This is a genomic window from Colwellia sp. BRX10-3 (assembly GCF_014077505.1).
Lineage (GTDB): Bacteria > Pseudomonadota > Gammaproteobacteria > Enterobacterales > Alteromonadaceae > Cognaticolwellia.
On sequence record NZ_JACGWA010000021.1, the window covers coordinates 1 to 15,870 of the forward strand.

The window sequence follows — 15,870 nt, forward strand, 5'->3', positions numbered from 1 at the left end:
TATAATGAAATAAGGCCGCACTTAAGTTTGGCAATGAAAACACCAAACCAAGTGCACAAAAAAGACCAGAAGCTTAAGCCACTGGCCTTTCATTAAAACCGTCAACATATTCTAGGACGGGACAAATGAATTAAAATAGACTTTCTTAGCTAGCAGTTATTATAGATAGGATTAGCTCAGTTTCTTTATCCGCTTTTTAACTTGTTCTTGAAGGACCTTGTCGGAAGATTCCTGAACAAGATCTTTATATAATCTTATTGCATTCGATTTTTTCCCCTGAGCTTCAACGATATTTGCTAGTCTAAACTTAGCCCAATCTTTTGAAGGCATGGAAGAAGAAATTACAGCTTCGTTAAGGTATTGAGTAATAGCCTTCTCACCTTCATCAAAGTTGCTGTTACTAAATAGGCTTGTTCGACCTACTTGAAAAACAGCGCTATATTTTGCAATACGCTGTTTGTCCGTAGAGGTTGTCATGTTTGCCGCTTTACTGAAATTTATTAAGGCTTCACTGAAACTTTCTTTTTCTTGGTAATATATACCGAGTTGATAATATAACTCAGGTTCATCGGCAAAATTTAGCATTGCAATTTTTAATTCTTCATCAAATTTATCATCGTCTCCCATTTTTCCATGAACTTGAATCAAGGCACTCGTACCAGATAATTCATCCACTCCTTTTAACACTTGAGCATGTTGCAATGCCTCATTTATATCACCACCGAGCATGCTTGGAGCATTAAGATGAAATTGAATTAAGGCACGACGATATTCAATATTTTTTGGTGCTAATTCAACAGCGACTATAAATGCTTTTTTTACTTTTTTAATATAACCAGTAAAACTAAAAATACTGCTCGCTTCAGCTTGTTCCGCCATAATCTTTGCATAGGTAAATTGCACCTCCGCATTTTTAGCGTCGAGCTCAATTGCCTGCTCAATATATTCTTCGGCTTCATCTAATTCTCCATCTTTTACGGCAATCAGAGCCAGATAAAGAGGCTTTTGATAACGTTTATCGTTTTGCTGCAACAATATGCTTTTAGCTAATGGTAAATTTCTATTTTCAAAGGCGGTTATGCCTTGCTCTATACTGGCGTACAGTGGAGTACTTATCATACATACGAGTAGTAAAATTAATTTTTTCATTTGCAAATTCCAATTTTTATATATTTTAGATTGTTACTTAAGTTGAACTATCACTCACCTAGTCAGCCGTACTCATTTTGACTTGCCTAACTTAACCATTACCAAGAGTGCTTAATCATTGATTGCGCTTTCCTTACCGTTGGCCAGTTCCATGCATACCAAACAATTGCCATTGAAATTAAAATCTCTATTGCGGTTAAAAATAGGTAAAACCACCAGCCAGCCTCAGTATTTACAGCAATGAGTAAAACGATATAAAACGCAGCTAATATTATATTCAGCCAACGATTAACATTAGGTTTTACTACTAAAGTAAAAAATATCATCACACTTGGCATTGCCATCAATAAAGCCACGGCAAAAAACTCCAGCTGAGTTTCAATACTTGATTTAACTGTCATCGCATTAGTTATTACACCGGGAACATAAATCTCGATATAGTCGCCATAGACATAACAAAACATAATCGCTATCCAAAGCGCCGAAATTTTTAGTTTGACGTTAATTTGAAAATCTTTAAAAACTTGCGATGTACTATTTATCGTATTCATTTAACACTCCATTTCTCGATACGTTATGGCACGTCCAAACAGGCCAAAGGTAAAAGTTAAAAATATAAGTGAAGGGCAATACTCATTTTTGTATTACCCCTTGGTCAATGACAGACTCGCTCACTTCGTTAATGCTAGGTGTCGGTGATTGATGGAAATACTATTTTTTATAAAGACTTATGTCGTCTGAGACTAAAAGCACGGACAGTTTAAGCTTCAATTGTCGGCCAGTTCCATGCATACCAAACAATTGCCACTGAAATTAAAACCTCTATTGCGGTTAAAAATAGGTAAAACATCCAAGTTTCTGTCAAATTAGTTGCAATAAGCATAATGATATAAAGCGTGCTCAGTATTATATTCAGCCAACGATTGATTTTAGGCTTAACCACCAAGGTAAAAAATATCATCACACTAGGTATTGCCATCAATAAAGCCACGGCAAAAAACTGAAATTGCGTTTCAGTTGTCGCCTTAACTTCCATCGCTTTTGCTAATATTCCAGGTACATAAATCTGTATATAGTCGCCATAGACATAACAAAACATAACCGCTATCCAAAGCGCCGAAATTTTTAGTTTGACGTTAATTTGAAAATTTTCAAAAACTGTTTTTGTACTATTTATAGAACTCATTTGTAACTCCATTTCTCAATATGTTATGGCACTGTCGAACAGGCCAAAAGTGTTAGTTAAAAATATTAGTGAAGGACAATACCAAGGTTTTTATTAATACTTCCTCAATGACAAGATAACTAAGTGGTGTTATTGCAACTTGTCCGTGATTGATTAAATAATAGGTTTTATAAGAGCTTATGTCGTCCGAGACTAGAAGCGCGGACACTTTTTTAGGTGTGTTTGTAGATAATGAGGTAGAATTGAAGGCTTAAATATTCAAGTGTGTAAAAAGGAATGAAATTTGACAGACCCTTTCGTAATGATTATCAGCATGGTTATACTAGGACAGGTATTGTTAAGCGTTCCTATTCTTTTGAGCCGAGCAATGAAGTCTGCAATTTTTTTACCTTTAGCGATATTCTTACTTGCCAATAGCACTATAGCACTCGTGCCAATTGTTAATGCTCAATTTCCTGACTTGAGTCAATTGTACAGCGCGATAGTTTTTCCCACTCTTTTTTTGTTGTGTCCCTGCTTATGGTTTTATATTGAAGGGATCACCGCTGAAAAACCTTGGAAACTAAACAGAAAACAAATCCGTCATTTTGTTTTGTTATGGCCTGCTCTTATCTTTGCTGTAATGATCATGCTTTTACCAAAAGACATGTATACAGATATATTTATTGATGATAATGATGTGGTTGCTCCTTTAGCTATCGCCACCGCTATAAGTTTATTGATTATGGTGATGCTCTGGCTTGGTCAATGTGTATATATCGCTTTTCGTATTATTTACCGTTTGGTTGATTATCGAAAACAGTTGAAAAATGTGTTCTCTAATCATGACGATAAATCACTTAACTGGATTAACTGGCTACTATTCATTGCTATTAGTACTTGGTTGTTTTCTTTGGTTACGGTGTTTTCTTCAAACCTATTTGATAATTTCTTATTTAATATAAGAACTGAGAGTTTGCTGTCACTGCTGTTGGTATGGAGCTTGGCTCACTTTGGCTTGCAGCAAAAACCGGGATTTACTGGCTATAGTGAAAGTGAAATCGTCGATATTGCTGTTCGAAATAATGACGACAATGTTGAAATAAGTTCTCCAATGAAGTATCAACGTTCAGCGCTAGATAATGAGCAATCCAATCGTATTGCAGATAAAATTAATAACATTATGAGCAAAGAGACGTTATATTTAGATTCAAATCTGTCACTGCAAAAACTCGCTAACCATTTAGCTATCTCTCCTAATTATATCTCACAAACACTGAATGAAACGCTATGCACAAACTTTTTTGATTTCATCAATAAGTGGCGCATTGAAGCAGCGAAGCCGAAAATATTAGCTAATCAAGATTCAGTACTTACCATCGCACTTGAGGTTGGATTTAACGCGAGATCTTCTTTTTATAAAGCCTTTAAACAAGAAATAGGACAAACCCCAAGTGAGTTTCGTAAGCAAAATAGTTCACATTGAAAATCACTAATTAGGCGTACTCGTTAACCTATAGAGCTTAACGAGTACTTCTGATAAGAGTAACTGAATATTCCGGCAATGGAAAAGCTGGCATCAATTTCAATATAAAACGCTCATAAATTTTATTATTTTGTTGGAATTCCAATGGTTATTTTAAGTGCTTGAAATTTAGAGGTATATAGTGGGGTATCAGTAATACTTCCCATGAAACTATTTTAATAAAAACAAGTAGATAAGCTCTGTATGGGCGGTATGATGTAATTATGCTAGTCTAAATTGTTAATTTCATCGTTGTTTTAACTCTGTTTAAGAACTCTGTTTAAGAAATACTAAAAATCTAAACACTGAATGTACTCACCATATATTGGTCATCTGGGTATTCTAATAATAAAAGTACCGTAGGGTGTTAATTCAAAATACTGCTCTTTTGCGGCAGTAATTTAAAAAAAATATATACAGCGGAGGTATTGCTGAATTAATGAATACGTCAGTGCTGATTTTTTCAAGATTCTTTACAAATTCGACCATTGCTGAGTTTGATTCTGTAGTTATGTCGAATTTTAGTAATTGAAAAATTTTCGATTGGAATAAGTGCGATAAGCAGAAGTGAAATATAGCAATTAAAAATTGTAGAACACTCGGAAAATGTCATATATCCAAATAGATAAATTACTTTGTTATGTGTGGTAAAATTCCTATTAATATTCATATTATGATAATTGCTAATTTGACCGACACTTTTTTCAAATTATACGGTCTACTATAATGAAAGAAATAAAGAGGGCGAAATAATGAATAAATTTATTACATGTTTTTTAAGTCTTGCTGTCGTTTTAACACAAGTATCTGAAGCGCAAGCTGCACAAGTTGAAGTTAAGTGGACAAACCCTGATAAATATACTGATGTTGATGCGGGCGAAGAGCATCGTCAACACTTTAAAGATAGAACCTTTAAAGTGCTTGAAAAACACTTTGCTAAAATGGCTGAATTGCTACCAGAGCAACAAAAACTAATTTTTGATATAACAAATTTGGATTTAGCGGGCGATGTTGATTTTAATGCTAAGCGTATTCGTATTGTAAAAGATATTTTTTTTCCACGTATAGAGTTCAGCTATCAATTATTAAATGCTGATAATACGGTGGTTAAAAGCGCAGAGGTTTCATTAAAAGATATGGGGTTTTTAATGTCTAACGGTTTGAGATATCGAAATCAAACTTTAGGCTATGAAAAAGAAATGCTTGATGGTTGGTTTAATAAGACCTTTGAAAATGAAATGATGAAATAAAGGTGCTTTAAAGCATAAAAAAAACGCAGCTAAGCTGCGTTTTTTTGTTTTAGCAGTAATGTACTAGCTTTGTTCTAATTTAGCTAAAACTGTAAATAACTGCTCTATTTTTTTTACAATATTAATCAGCGTTTCCTGATCAGATGTTTTTTGCCAAAATATCAAATCATTCGCTACTTCTTCAACATAAGGTTGAAAAGTATTGGCAGAACATTTAAAGCCCGCGTCTTCGGTAAATATTGCCGCAAAGCCTGCTTGTTTAGCTTCACGTAATGTCTTTAACGTGGCGTCTGCTGTCAGAGACTTCTTTAAAATTATTGAAATATTATCAATTAATTGTTTGTGTACCGCTTCGCTCATAATGACTCATTTTCGTTTTGTATTACCAATGGCGTTATTATGCCAAATTGATTCGGTTTTTGTTAGCCTATAAGGTAATTTCTCACATTAAGTATCCTGATTAACTATCTGCTCAATTTTACTCTCAACTTTAAAGCGTTATTTTCTTCCAATTAAATACCTTTCAAAGGCCATTTCATGCCAAATTGATCGGGGTTTTGTTCGCTTCACCGGCAATTTCTCTAACAAGTTTTGGCATTAAGTAACCAGGTAAAATAGCCAAAAGCTCCAAGGTGATCTTTTTTGCTTCAGCTTCGGTTAAATCAAAGTGGGCTACGCCTTGTACTTTATCAAATAAATGTAAGTAATAAGGCTGTATTCCAACATCAAATAAACGCTCACTTAATGCAGCTAAAATATTGGCGTTGTCATTAATGCCTTTTAATAAGACGCTTTGATTGAATAGCGGAATTCTTGCTACAAGCAAAGATTCAATGGCTTGCGAAACGTTATCGTCAATTTCATTAGCATGATTAACGTGAAAAACTATCACGGTTTTAAGTCTAGTTAAGATTAATGTTTTGACTAAAGCAGGCGTTATTCGCTGTGGAATTACGATGGGCAATCGAGTATGAATACGTAAACGTGTAATGTGGGGTATTTTTTCAATTTCTGTAATTAACCAATCTAAGTGTTCATCACTGGCCATTAATGGGTCGCCACCGCTAAAAATAACTTCGTTGATCTCTGCATTATTTTGAATATAGATTAGTGCTTGCTGCCAACGGGCTTTATTTGGGCTGTTGTCGGCATAGGGAAAATGTCGACGAAAACAGTAACGACAATTAACCGCGCAGCCAGTTTTAACCATCATTAACACGCGATGTTTGTATTTATGCAGTAATCCTGGCGCAACGGTGTCATGTTCTTCCAGTGGATCTTCACTATAACCGTCAGTAATTGAGAATTCTAAATCCAATGGCATAACTTGTTTTAGAATGGGGTCGTTAATGTCGCCTTTTTTAATGCGAGACAGTAAGGGCCTTGGTACACGGACCGGAAATAGTTTACGGGCAGCAAAGTGCTGTTGATAGATTTCTGGTGAAATATCGACCAACTCTAATAAGGTTTTTGGATCGGTAATCACATTTGCTAATTCTTTTTGCCAAGAAGTGTGCAATTTCTCGCTGATTTGAGGTATTATTTGCGGCATTTCTATATTCAATTTTTAACCTTTGCGTGTACTACGTGAACGAGCGAGCATAATAATTATGGCTAATTTTAGCACTAACCAGTTCAAAGCTGGACTTAAATTAATGATTGATGGTGAACCTTGTAACATTATCGACAATGAAATCGTAAAACCAGGCAAAGGGCAAGCATTCAATCGTATTAAAATTCGTAAGTTGATATCTGGCAAGGTATTAGAAAAAACTTATAAATCAGGTGAGAGTGTTGAAGGCGCTGATGTTATGGACTCAGAGTTAGGCTATTTATATGCTGACGGTGAATTTTGGCATTTTATGAACAACGAGACCTTTGAGCAAATTGCTGCAGATGAAAAAGCCGTAGGCGATGTTGCCAAGTGGTTAGCGGAAGGTGATGTTTGTACTATTACCTTTTGGGATGGCAACCCTATTTCAGTTGATCCACCAAATTTTGTTGAATTAGAAATTACTGAAACTGACCCTGGCCTTAAAGGTGATACAGCAGGCACAGGCGGCAAACCAGCAACATTGGTCACTGGCGCGGTTGTTCGTGTACCATTATTTGTGCAAATTGGTGATGTGGTTAAAGTTGATACACGCACGGGTGACTATGTTTCACGTGCGGGTAAGTCTTAAACTTTAAGTATTTGTTGTCCAAAAGCCTGCATTTCGCAGGCTTTTTTGTAGCTTTTAATTAACACCATTACGCAAGTGATAATTATTTTAATATCATGGCAAGGTCAACGAATTTGGTGGTAGTACATTGAATTTATCTAACTTGCCCCCACGTTAATGACACGCAATTTTTTTGAGGTTCGCTATGCTATCAGCATTGAAAATATCTGGATTAAAGAAAACCTATAAAGGTGGTTTTGAAGCACTTAAAGGTATTGATCTTACCGTTAAGCAAGGAGACTTTTTTGCTTTGCTCGGCCCTAATGGTGCAGGTAAATCAACCACTATAGGTATTATCACGTCATTAGTGAATAAATCCGCAGGTAAAGTTGAAGTTTTTGGCCATGATATTGATCAAGAACTAGAAACAGCGAAAAGCTTTATAGGTTTGGTGCCACAAGAGTTCAACTTCAATCAATTTGAATCGTTAATGAAAATCTTGGTAAACCAAGCTGGCTATTATGGTGTTGAACGAAAAATAGCGGTTCAGCGTGCTGAAAAATATTTAAAACAATTAAATTTATGGGAAAAGCGTAACGACGCAGCCCGTATGCTGTCAGGTGGTATGAAGCGTCGATTAATGATTGCTCGCGCATTAATGCATGAACCTCAAATGTTGATACTCGACGAACCTACTGCCGGTGTCGATATTGAACTTCGACGCTCAATGTGGGAGTTTTTAAAAGAGCTTAATAAACAAGGCATCACCATTATATTAACAACGCATTATTTGGAAGAAGCAGAAATGCTTTGCCGTAATATTGCTATTATAGACTCCGGCATTATCGTTGAAAATACCGATATGAAGTCATTATTAGCTAAGTTGGATGTCGAAACTTTTGTTTTCGATCTGAAACCCAATAACACACCTACCGAATTAGCGGAATTCAGCTCCAGAGTTATTGATGGTCACACCTTAGAAGTAGATGTTAAAAAAAGCCAAACCATCAACTCAGTGTTTATCGAGCTCAATAAGCAAGGCATTGAAGTGTTAAGTATGAGAAATAAGAGTAATCGACTAGAAGAGCTATTTGTGGGTCTAGTGGGTAGCGGTCAAGCAACAAGCCAAAGCGCGGTTAAGGAATAAATATTATGGCATCATCTAGAAATATCATTGCGCTTAAAAGTATTATGCACAAAGAAATACACCGATTTATGCGTATTTGGGTGCAAACATTAGTACCGCCGGCTATTACTATTAGTTTGTATTTTGTCATATTTGGTTCGTTAATTGGCTCGCGTATTGGACAAATGGGTGGCTTTGATTACATGTCATTTATTGTGCCCGGTTTGATCATGATGAGTGTTATTACTAACTCATACTCCAATGTTGCCTCGTCATTTTTCAGTGCCAAATGGCAGCGAAATGTTGAAGAAATGCTAGTGGCACCCGTGCCAAACTGGGTGATTGTTGCAGGTTATGTTGGCGGCGGAATGGCACGTGGTATGTTAGTGGGCGGTATTGTGACGATAGTCTCAATGTTTTTTGTTGATATACAAATACATAACATTTGGGTGATTATTGTTACGGTTGCACTTACTTCAGCTACCTTTGCTTTAGGCGGTTTAATTAACGCTATTTTTGCTGGTAGCTTTGACGACATATCTATTATCCCAACGTTTATATTAACGCCACTGACTTATTTAGGCGGGGTATTTTATTCTATTAGTTTGTTGCCTGATTTTTGGCAAGGTGTCTCACAAATCAATCCGATTGTGTATATGGTTAACGCCTTTAGATACGGGTTTCTAGGTATATCTGATGTCAGTTTAACCTTGTCATTTGCGGTACTAGGCGTATTCATTGTCAGCTTATACACCATAGCCATGGTGTTAATTACTAAAGGTATTGGTTTAAGAAGCTAATATTCACCCAGCGTTAAATTTAGAATTTATAGGTAAGCAAGTAATGAACAACACAGAAATAACGGGTGACTCTAAAGCCATTGTAACCAACCAACCCGGTATACATGAAAAGTTGGCTGAGATTGTTAATAAGCACATTGCGCACCCGTCACAAAAGCCGATACAAGCGCATACTCAACAAGCTTTTGATGAGATAAATGAGGTTGTGCAGGCGTTTACGGGCGAAATTATTCTTGATTCGTGTTGTGGTGTTGGCCAAAGTACGCGTTTATTAGCAAAACAAAATCCAAATGCTTTAGTGATCGGGGTCGATAAATCCGCCCATAGAATTAACCGTAATGTTGATGAAGTTGAGCATGATAACGGTGCAGGAAAAGTAGAGAATTATCACTTAGTGCGTGCAGATTTAAACGACTTTTATCGCCTTGTGGTTGCTGCTAATTGGCGAGTATCTAAACATTATATTTTATATCCAAACCCATGGCCGAAAGCTAAACATATACAAAGGCGTTGGCATGGCAGCGCAGTTTTTCCTCAAATTATAGCTGTCGGGCAAGAAATTATTTTACGCAGTAATTGGTTACTATATTTAGAAGAGTTCCAATTGGCCGCGGATATATTAAATTATAAAGGGGCAATAACAAGGATTAAGGTTACTCAGCCTTTAACCCCGTTTGAAGCCAAGTTTCATGCTAGCGGTCAGCAATGCTGGCAGCTACAAATTTTCAAATAATTACCGTGTTAAACTTAAGACAAAAAATTGGTTAAATTAACAAATTTTTAGCCAATAGATACTGCTTGAATATATCGATTTACACTACTTTTTATTTTTTTATATTATATTTCATGAAGTTATGCTTTTGGCCTGAATATTGATAATACTTAGTTATATCAACTTGTAATTTAGGATGAATAACATGACTAATAATATTAAAAGAACCGTTTTTATGATGGCGTTAAGTAGTTTGGCAATTGTTGAACTTGGATTAGTTTATTTAGCGACTTTGCTTAGTTAAGCTAAATCTGAGATCAGCATTATCCTGATTTTAGAATAGTCAAATAAAGATAACCTTTAGTTAAATTTTTTTAAAGCTCAACTTTGATGGAAATAACGAGACTTTTGGCTCATTTTTTATTAAAGTGCCGATCATATATAAATATCAGCTTGCTTAAAGCAAGTCGTTAATAGTGAATAAGTATGACGGTGAGTAAACGCGCGGCAAAAGTATCTGAAGAATCTTTACATCGCATTTTTACCATTCCTGTCGCCCCCGATTCTACATTGGGTCGCGTAGAGAATGAGATATCACAAAACTTGGCAGGCTTTCTTGGTGCGCATATAGCGGCCACAGAACAAGCATTAAGTGAAATTGAAAAAGATTTTGCTGATTCGCAGATCCCAGAAGAACCTGCGTTTGTTTCAGACCACATGCATCACTTGCTAGATAAGTTAGTATCACAGTCCGTACACACCTCAAGTCCAAATTTTATAGGTCATATGACCTCAGCATTACCCTACTTTATTTTACCTTTGTCAAAGCTGATGGTTGGCTTAAATCAAAATTTGGTAAAAATTGAAACCTCTAAAGCATTTACGCCGATGGAACGACAAGTGTTAGGCATGATGCATCGTTTAGTTTATCAAAATGACGAACCGTTTTATCAACAATGGATGCATAGTGCTAATCACTCTTTAGGGGCATTTTGCTCAGGCGGCACTGTCGCTAATTTAACGGCACTTTGGGTTGCGCGTAACAACTTATTAAAGCCTGATGGTGATTTTAAAGGTGTAGCACGAGAGGGCTTGTTTAAGGCGCTTAAACATTATCAATATGATGGCTTAGCTATTTTAGTTTCAGCTCGTGGTCATTATTCACTGAAAAAATCGGCAGATGTTTTAGGTATAGGCCAAGACAGTGTTATTGCTATTCCAACCGATGAAAATAATAAAATTGACTGCCAATTACTCGAAGCTAAATGTCAGCAGTTAGCACGTGAAAACATTCGCGTGCTGAGTATTATTGGCGTTGCTGGCACAACAGAAACAGGCAATATAGACCCACTTGATAAAATGGCCGACATTGCTCAACGTTATAGGGCTCATTTTCATGTTGACGCAGCTTGGGGTGGCGCGACCTTATTATCGAATAAGTATCGACCATTATTAAAAGGCATCGAGTTAGCTGATTCAGTAACTATCGACGCGCACAAGCAAATGTATGTGCCGATGGGCGCGGGCTTAGTGGTGTTTAAAAACCCAGCATCAGTTGCTGCTATTGAACATCATGCAGAGTACATTTTACGTAAAGGCTCGAAAGATTTAGGTAGTCATACCTTGGAAGGTTCACGTCCGGGTATGGCAATGTTGGTTTATGCCGCGCTACATGTAATCAGTCGCCCAGGCTATGAAATGCTGATTAATACCAGTATCGAAAAAGCAAATTACTTTGCAGAGTTAATAGAAGAACACGCTGATTTTGAACTGATCACTAAACCTGAGTTATGCTTGTTAACTTATCGCTATAATCCCGCTATTGTACAAAATTTGTTGGCTAACGCTGATGGTGTTGAGCAAGATAATATCAATATTTTACTGGATAAATTGACAAAGTTTATTCAAAAGCGCCAACGTGAAAATGGTAAGTCTTTTGTTTCTCGTACCAAAATTGAAGTAAAAAAATACCAAGGGCGTAAAACCTTAGTTTTTCGTGTTGTATTAGCAAACCCGCTGACTTCAAAAACTATTCTACAAGATGTATTATCCGAACAAGCGCAGCTAGCGCAAGAAAGTGAAAGTTTTTTACCTGCATTACTCTCGATGACCTAAACACTTTTATAGTATAAATAAAAAAACGATTACCATAAGTAGTCGCTATAATATTTACCACACAATATAAAAGTTGCCTACTACATTGCTTAAGCCAATTTAACCTGTAAATTATCGATCAACCTAGCTTTGCCACAATGTGCTGCTGCGAGAATAACTAATTCTTTATCGTCTTCACTTGCTGACTGTAAAGTGCGTGCATGGCAAATGTGAATGTAATCGGTTTTCATGCCAGTATTATTGATAAAACTTGCTGCCTTTTTCGCTAAACCAATAAAATCATTATTGCTTTGTATTTCTTTCGCTAACCACTGTAGGTTTTGACTTAAGGCCGCGGCGATTTCTTTTTCAGCTTCACTTAGGTAGTTATTACGAGAACTTAATGCTAAGCCTGAGGGTTCTCGCACTGTTTCGACCGCTAATATTTCAATTGGCATAGATAAATCTTCAACCATGGTTTGAATAACTTGCACTTGTTGATAGTCTTTTAGGCCAAAGCAGGCAATGTCGGGTTGTACTAAATTAAATAACTTACAAACAACTGTTGTCACACCGCGAAAGTGTCCTGGGCGGCTTTCACCACAATAGCTTTGAGAAACATTAGGCACCTCAACATAACTTTGGTTATCTATGCCTTTGGGGTAAATAATAGCGGACGTTGGCGTAAATAATAAATCACAACCAGCAGCAAGTAACTTTTCTTTATCCTCGGGCATTGTGCTTGGATAATTGTGGATATCTTCATTAGCGCCAAATTGCATCGGGTTGACAAAAATACTGGCAACCACTTTATCGGCAACCAACTTGGCTTTTTCTATTAAGGCAATATGTCCTTGATGTAAGTTGCCCATGGTTGGCACAAAAGCAATTTTAAGGCCTTGCTGGCGCCAGAGATTAATTTCGCCACGTAAATTCGAAATTTTTTCAATTGTTTGCATGGTTATTCTACTTTTTACTCGATGTTGAAGGCGCTTAACTTTCGTTTAGCGATCAAAAAATTTGTTTGGTTGTTCTTACTTAAAAATGTGTTCAGGGCCTGGGAAATTACCTTTGCTAACTTCGTCAATATAAAGCTCTACCGCTTTTTTAATATCACCAGTATCAATTAAAAAGTTACGTGAAAATTTCGGCATGTAACTACAAGAAATACCTAAGGCGTCATGCATCACTAAAATTTGTCCGTCGGTGTCTTTACCTGCCCCTATACCAATGGTCGGTATCGATACTGCTTCTGTAATGGCTTTACCTAAACTACTTGGGATACACTCTAATACTAATAATTGCGCGCCTGCAGCTTCTAAAGCTTTGGCGCTTTCAATCATCTCTAGGGCTTTGTCACTTTCTCTACCTTGGACTTTAAAACCGCCAAATACATTAACCGACTGCGGTGTTAAGCCTAAATGAGCACATACCGGAATACCACGCTCTACAAGGCCTTTAATGGTTTCTTCTAGCCACTCACCACCTTCTATTTTTACAATACTGGCACCTGCTTGCATTAACTTAGCCGCGTTTACATAAGCCTGCTCAGTGGTGGCAAAACTCATAAAAGGCATATCAGCGATAATTAAGCTGTTTTCTACACCGCGTTTGACAGATTGTGTGTGATAAGTCATGTGGTCAATATCAACGGGAAGGGTATCGTCATGACCTTGTAAAACCATACCGAGTGAGTCACCAATTAATATCGCATGAATACCGGCTTGATCGAATATTTTCGCGAAACTGGCATCATAAGCGGTAATAGTGGTAATTTTTTCACCTTGTTGTTTCATTTTCTTTAAGGTGGCGGTAGTCATTTTGGCCATAATATTTCCGTTGGTTATAATGCAGTATTATTTTTTGCTAACTTTCGAACTGTTATTCTAACGTAACTTACTGTGAATTTTTAGTCCATTTTTATCTATCTGGTTCGCCAGTTCTTGAATGCTATCGCCGTCAGGCAAAACTAACTTGGCAGCTATTTCAGCTAAAGGTAATAAAACGAACTCTCGTAGCTTCAAACCATAATGCGGTATCGTTAAACGCACGGTGTTAATAACTTGCAGATCAAATAGTAGAATGTCTAAATCTAATGCCCGAGCGCCCCAGCGATTGTCTTTTCGAACACGTCCGGCATTGTTTTCAATACTTTGCAGTTCCTCAAGTAACTCAATGGCATTTAAGCTTGTTTCAATAGCGACCACAGCATTCATATAATCAGGTTGATCTTGTGGTCCCATAGGTCGGCTAAAATAGAGTGATGAAACCTTTTTTACTACGCAATTATCTAATTGCGTTAGTTTATCTAATGCGGAAGATATTTGCGCTTGTGGATCAGATAAGTTACTGCCCAAGCCAATATAGGCTAAAGACATTAGGCTTCGCTACTCGAACTTTCTACCCGAGGCTTTCTACGTTTACGTGTTGTGCGTCGAGGTCCACTTTTACCTGGTACAATACTTTTAACCATCACTTGTTGTGTTTCAACATTGCACTCTTGAAAGTCTCCCCACCATTTAGCAAGCTCTTGAAGAGAAGAACCTTGTTCGTTTGTACTCTCTGTAGGGCCTTCAATTTCGGCGCGCAGCAATAAAAAGTCGTAGCCGGCTCTAAATTTTGGATGTTCAAGTGCTTTAAATGCACGTTTACCATCTCGACGAGCTAACTTTTCTTGTAAAATCCAAATATCTTTCATTACCGCTTGAAAACGTTTTGGTATGGAAATACTACGTTGCTGCTCTGACATCACTTCACTTAATGCACCAAAAAATGCATCTTGAGGAGTCAGTTGGGTTTCACGATTTAAGCGTTGTATATGCTCTTGCATTGGATACCAAAGCATTGCAGCAAATAAAAATGCTGGGGTAACACGCTGATCATTATTAACGCGATAGTCGGTATTCTTCATCGCCAAAGCGATAAAACCGGCTAAATATACTTGAGATTGTTGATTAAGTTGTTGATCAACGGCAGGAAAAAAATATTGAAATAAGCTGTAATCTCGAAGAAGCTGGAAGTTTTCTACAGCTTTACCTGACATAAACAGCTTTAAAAATTCTTCAAACAAACGAGCTGGCGGAATATTTGCCATCAATGGCGCTAGAGATTTTATTGGTGCTTTAGTGTCAGCATGAATCTCCATGTCTAATTTTGTTGCAAAGCGAATCGCCCGTAACATTCTAACGGGGTCTTCACGGTAGCGTGTTTCAGGATCGCCAATTAAGCGGATTTGTTTGGCGTAAACATCTGCAACACCATTGGCGAAGTCATAAACTTTAAAGTCTTTGGCTGAGTAATAAAGCGCATTTATGGTAAAATCACGTCGTTCGGCATCTTCTTCAATGCTGCCATAAATATTGTCACGCAATAGCATGCCATCTTCACTTTGCTTGGACGTTTTTTGACAATTTTTTTCTTCATCGCTGTCGTGGTGGCCCCTAAAAGTGGCAACTTCAATAATTTCACGACCAAAAACAATGTGTGCAAGGCGAAAACGACGACCAATTAGTCGACAATTTCGAAACAAAGTCTTAATTTGTTCTGGGGTTGCGTTGGTGGCAATGTCAAAATCCTTAGGCTCTAAACCTAAGATAATATCGCGGACACCACCGCCCACTAGGTAAGCGTCATAGCCACCTTTATTTAAGCGATACAATACTTTTAAAGCATTGTGACTCATGTGTTTTCTAGATACAGGGTGCTGATCACGAGAAAGTATAATAGGCTGTTCAAATGATGGCTGATTAGAGTTATTTTTTCGTGCTTTTCCGAGTACTTTTTTACACAAGTTGATGACGCTTTTGATAATGGTGGACCCCAGTTTTATCATTAAATTTCTCGCGCAATGATATAACAGTGTAAAGGAAAAGAGAATGAAAACAGTG

Annotated in this window: 16 protein-coding genes; 7 read left to right on the plus strand and 9 right to left on the minus strand. The window is 37.1% G+C overall.

Annotation, left to right across the window (positions count from 1 at the left end):
- Positions 1-171 precede the first annotated feature (171 nt).
- The 3 genes from H4J38_RS16335 to H4J38_RS16345 form a co-directional block, all read right to left on the minus strand.
- Positions 172-1,149 (minus strand): lipopolysaccharide assembly protein LapB, encoded by a 978-nt coding sequence (locus H4J38_RS16335; RefSeq protein ID WP_182133460.1) that lies wholly within the window; start codon positions 1,147-1,149, stop codon positions 172-174.
- A gap of 98 nt (positions 1,150-1,247) precedes the next feature.
- Entirely contained in the window at positions 1,248-1,700 is a 453-nt protein-coding gene (locus H4J38_RS16340) for a DUF6326 family protein (protein WP_182133462.1), read from the minus strand.
- Positions 1,701-1,909: 209 nt separating this feature from the next.
- Positions 1,910-2,335 carry a DUF6326 family protein gene (locus H4J38_RS16345; protein WP_182133464.1) on the minus strand — a complete coding sequence of 142 codons (426 nt, stop codon included), beginning with the start codon at positions 2,333-2,335 and terminating at the stop codon, positions 1,910-1,912.
- A 283-nt stretch (positions 2,336-2,618) separates the two neighbouring features.
- On the opposite strand from H4J38_RS16345, the gene H4J38_RS16350 reads away from it, so the two are divergent.
- Both H4J38_RS16350 and H4J38_RS16355 read left to right on the plus strand, forming a co-directional pair.
- Positions 2,619-3,800 (plus strand): AraC family transcriptional regulator, encoded by a 1,182-nt coding sequence (locus tag H4J38_RS16350; RefSeq protein WP_182133466.1) that lies wholly within the window; start codon positions 2,619-2,621, stop codon positions 3,798-3,800.
- 791 nt (positions 3,801-4,591) lie between these two features.
- Complete coding sequence (locus H4J38_RS16355) at positions 4,592-5,089, plus strand: DUF3016 domain-containing protein (RefSeq protein ID WP_182133468.1); 498 nt, start codon at positions 4,592-4,594, stop codon at positions 5,087-5,089.
- Between the two features lie 63 nt (positions 5,090-5,152).
- Here the strand turns inward: H4J38_RS16355 and H4J38_RS16360 are convergent, their stop codons facing one another.
- Both H4J38_RS16360 and epmB read right to left on the minus strand, forming a co-directional pair.
- Entirely contained in the window at positions 5,153-5,449 is a 297-nt protein-coding gene (locus H4J38_RS16360) for a hypothetical protein (RefSeq protein WP_182133470.1), read from the minus strand.
- Between the two features lie 175 nt (positions 5,450-5,624).
- Positions 5,625-6,641, minus strand: coding sequence for an EF-P beta-lysylation protein EpmB (gene epmB / locus H4J38_RS16365; protein ID WP_182133506.1), 1,017 nt, complete (start codon positions 6,639-6,641; stop codon positions 5,625-5,627).
- A gap of 58 nt (positions 6,642-6,699) precedes the next feature.
- On the opposite strand from epmB, the gene efp reads away from it, so the two are divergent.
- The 5 genes from efp to panP all read left to right on the plus strand — a co-directional run bounded on the left by efp (position 6,700) and on the right by panP (position 12,004).
- Complete coding sequence (gene efp / locus H4J38_RS16370; RefSeq protein WP_182133472.1) at positions 6,700-7,272, plus strand: elongation factor P; 573 nt, start codon at positions 6,700-6,702, stop codon at positions 7,270-7,272.
- Between the two features lie 184 nt (positions 7,273-7,456).
- Positions 7,457-8,398: an ABC transporter ATP-binding protein gene (locus tag H4J38_RS16375; protein ID WP_182133474.1), complete on the plus strand. Its 942-nt coding sequence runs from the start codon at positions 7,457-7,459 to the stop codon at positions 8,396-8,398.
- A 5-nt stretch (positions 8,399-8,403) separates the two neighbouring features.
- Positions 8,404-9,177 carry an ABC transporter permease gene (locus H4J38_RS16380; protein ID WP_081151649.1) on the plus strand — a complete coding sequence of 258 codons (774 nt, stop codon included), beginning with the start codon at positions 8,404-8,406 and terminating at the stop codon, positions 9,175-9,177.
- Between the two features lie 43 nt (positions 9,178-9,220).
- Positions 9,221-9,910: a tRNA (guanosine(46)-N(7))-methyltransferase TrmB gene (locus H4J38_RS16385; RefSeq protein ID WP_182133476.1), complete on the plus strand. Its 690-nt coding sequence runs from the start codon at positions 9,221-9,223 to the stop codon at positions 9,908-9,910.
- Between the two features lie 465 nt (positions 9,911-10,375).
- The gene (gene panP / locus H4J38_RS16390) at positions 10,376-12,004 is read left to right on the plus strand and encodes a pyridoxal-dependent aspartate 1-decarboxylase PanP (protein WP_182133477.1); all 1,629 of its coding nucleotides are present in this window, start codon (positions 10,376-10,378) and stop codon (positions 12,002-12,004) included.
- 89 nt (positions 12,005-12,093) lie between these two features.
- Here panP and panC read toward each other — a convergent pair whose 3' ends face one another.
- The 4 genes from panC to pcnB all read right to left on the minus strand — a co-directional run bounded on the left by panC (position 12,094) and on the right by pcnB (position 15,815).
- A complete protein-coding gene (gene panC, locus H4J38_RS16395; protein WP_182133479.1) occupies positions 12,094-12,942 on the minus strand; it encodes a pantoate--beta-alanine ligase in 849 nt (282 codons plus the stop codon).
- Positions 12,943-13,017: 75 nt separating this feature from the next.
- Entirely contained in the window at positions 13,018-13,812 is a 795-nt protein-coding gene (gene panB / locus H4J38_RS16400; protein ID WP_182133481.1) for a 3-methyl-2-oxobutanoate hydroxymethyltransferase, read from the minus strand.
- 57 nt (positions 13,813-13,869) lie between these two features.
- Positions 13,870-14,361, minus strand: a complete 492-nt coding sequence (folK, locus tag H4J38_RS16405) for a 2-amino-4-hydroxy-6-hydroxymethyldihydropteridine diphosphokinase (protein ID WP_182133483.1) — start codon at positions 14,359-14,361, stop codon at positions 13,870-13,872.
- Positions 14,361-15,815 (minus strand): polynucleotide adenylyltransferase PcnB, encoded by a 1,455-nt coding sequence (gene pcnB / locus H4J38_RS16410; protein ID WP_182133484.1) that lies wholly within the window; start codon positions 15,813-15,815, stop codon positions 14,361-14,363. Before pcnB ends, folK begins: the two co-directional genes overlap by 1 nt.
- Positions 15,816-15,870 lie beyond the last annotated feature (55 nt).

Coding starts and splice junctions, on each gene's coding strand:
- H4J38_RS16335 (WP_182133460.1), bottom strand. CDS start 1,149: ATGAAAAAATTAATTTTACTACTCGTATGTATGATAAGTACTCCACTG.
- H4J38_RS16340 (WP_182133462.1), bottom strand. CDS start 1,700: ATGAATACGATAAATAGTACATCGCAAGTTTTTAAAGATTTTCAAATT.
- H4J38_RS16345 (WP_182133464.1), bottom strand. CDS start 2,335: ATGAGTTCTATAAATAGTACAAAAACAGTTTTTGAAAATTTTCAAATT.
- H4J38_RS16355 (WP_182133468.1), top strand. CDS start 4,592: ATGAATAAATTTATTACATGTTTTTTAAGTCTTGCTGTCGTTTTAACA.
- H4J38_RS16360 (WP_182133470.1), bottom strand. CDS start 5,449: ATGAGCGAAGCGGTACACAAACAATTAATTGATAATATTTCAATAATT.
- epmB (WP_182133506.1), bottom strand. CDS start 6,641: ATGCCGCAAATAATACCTCAAATCAGCGAGAAATTGCACACTTCTTGG.
- efp (WP_182133472.1), top strand. CDS start 6,700: ATGGCTAATTTTAGCACTAACCAGTTCAAAGCTGGACTTAAATTAATG.
- H4J38_RS16375 (WP_182133474.1), top strand. CDS start 7,457: ATGCTATCAGCATTGAAAATATCTGGATTAAAGAAAACCTATAAAGGT.
- H4J38_RS16380 (WP_081151649.1), top strand. CDS start 8,404: ATGGCATCATCTAGAAATATCATTGCGCTTAAAAGTATTATGCACAAA.
- H4J38_RS16385 (WP_182133476.1), top strand. CDS start 9,221: ATGAACAACACAGAAATAACGGGTGACTCTAAAGCCATTGTAACCAAC.
- panP (WP_182133477.1), top strand. CDS start 10,376: ATGACGGTGAGTAAACGCGCGGCAAAAGTATCTGAAGAATCTTTACAT.
- panC (WP_182133479.1), bottom strand. CDS start 12,942: ATGCAAACAATTGAAAAAATTTCGAATTTACGTGGCGAAATTAATCTC.
- panB (WP_182133481.1), bottom strand. CDS start 13,812: ATGGCCAAAATGACTACCGCCACCTTAAAGAAAATGAAACAACAAGGT.
- folK (WP_182133483.1), bottom strand. CDS start 14,361: ATGTCTTTAGCCTATATTGGCTTGGGCAGTAACTTATCTGATCCACAA.
- pcnB (WP_182133484.1), bottom strand. CDS start 15,815: ATGATAAAACTGGGGTCCACCATTATCAAAAGCGTCATCAACTTGTGT.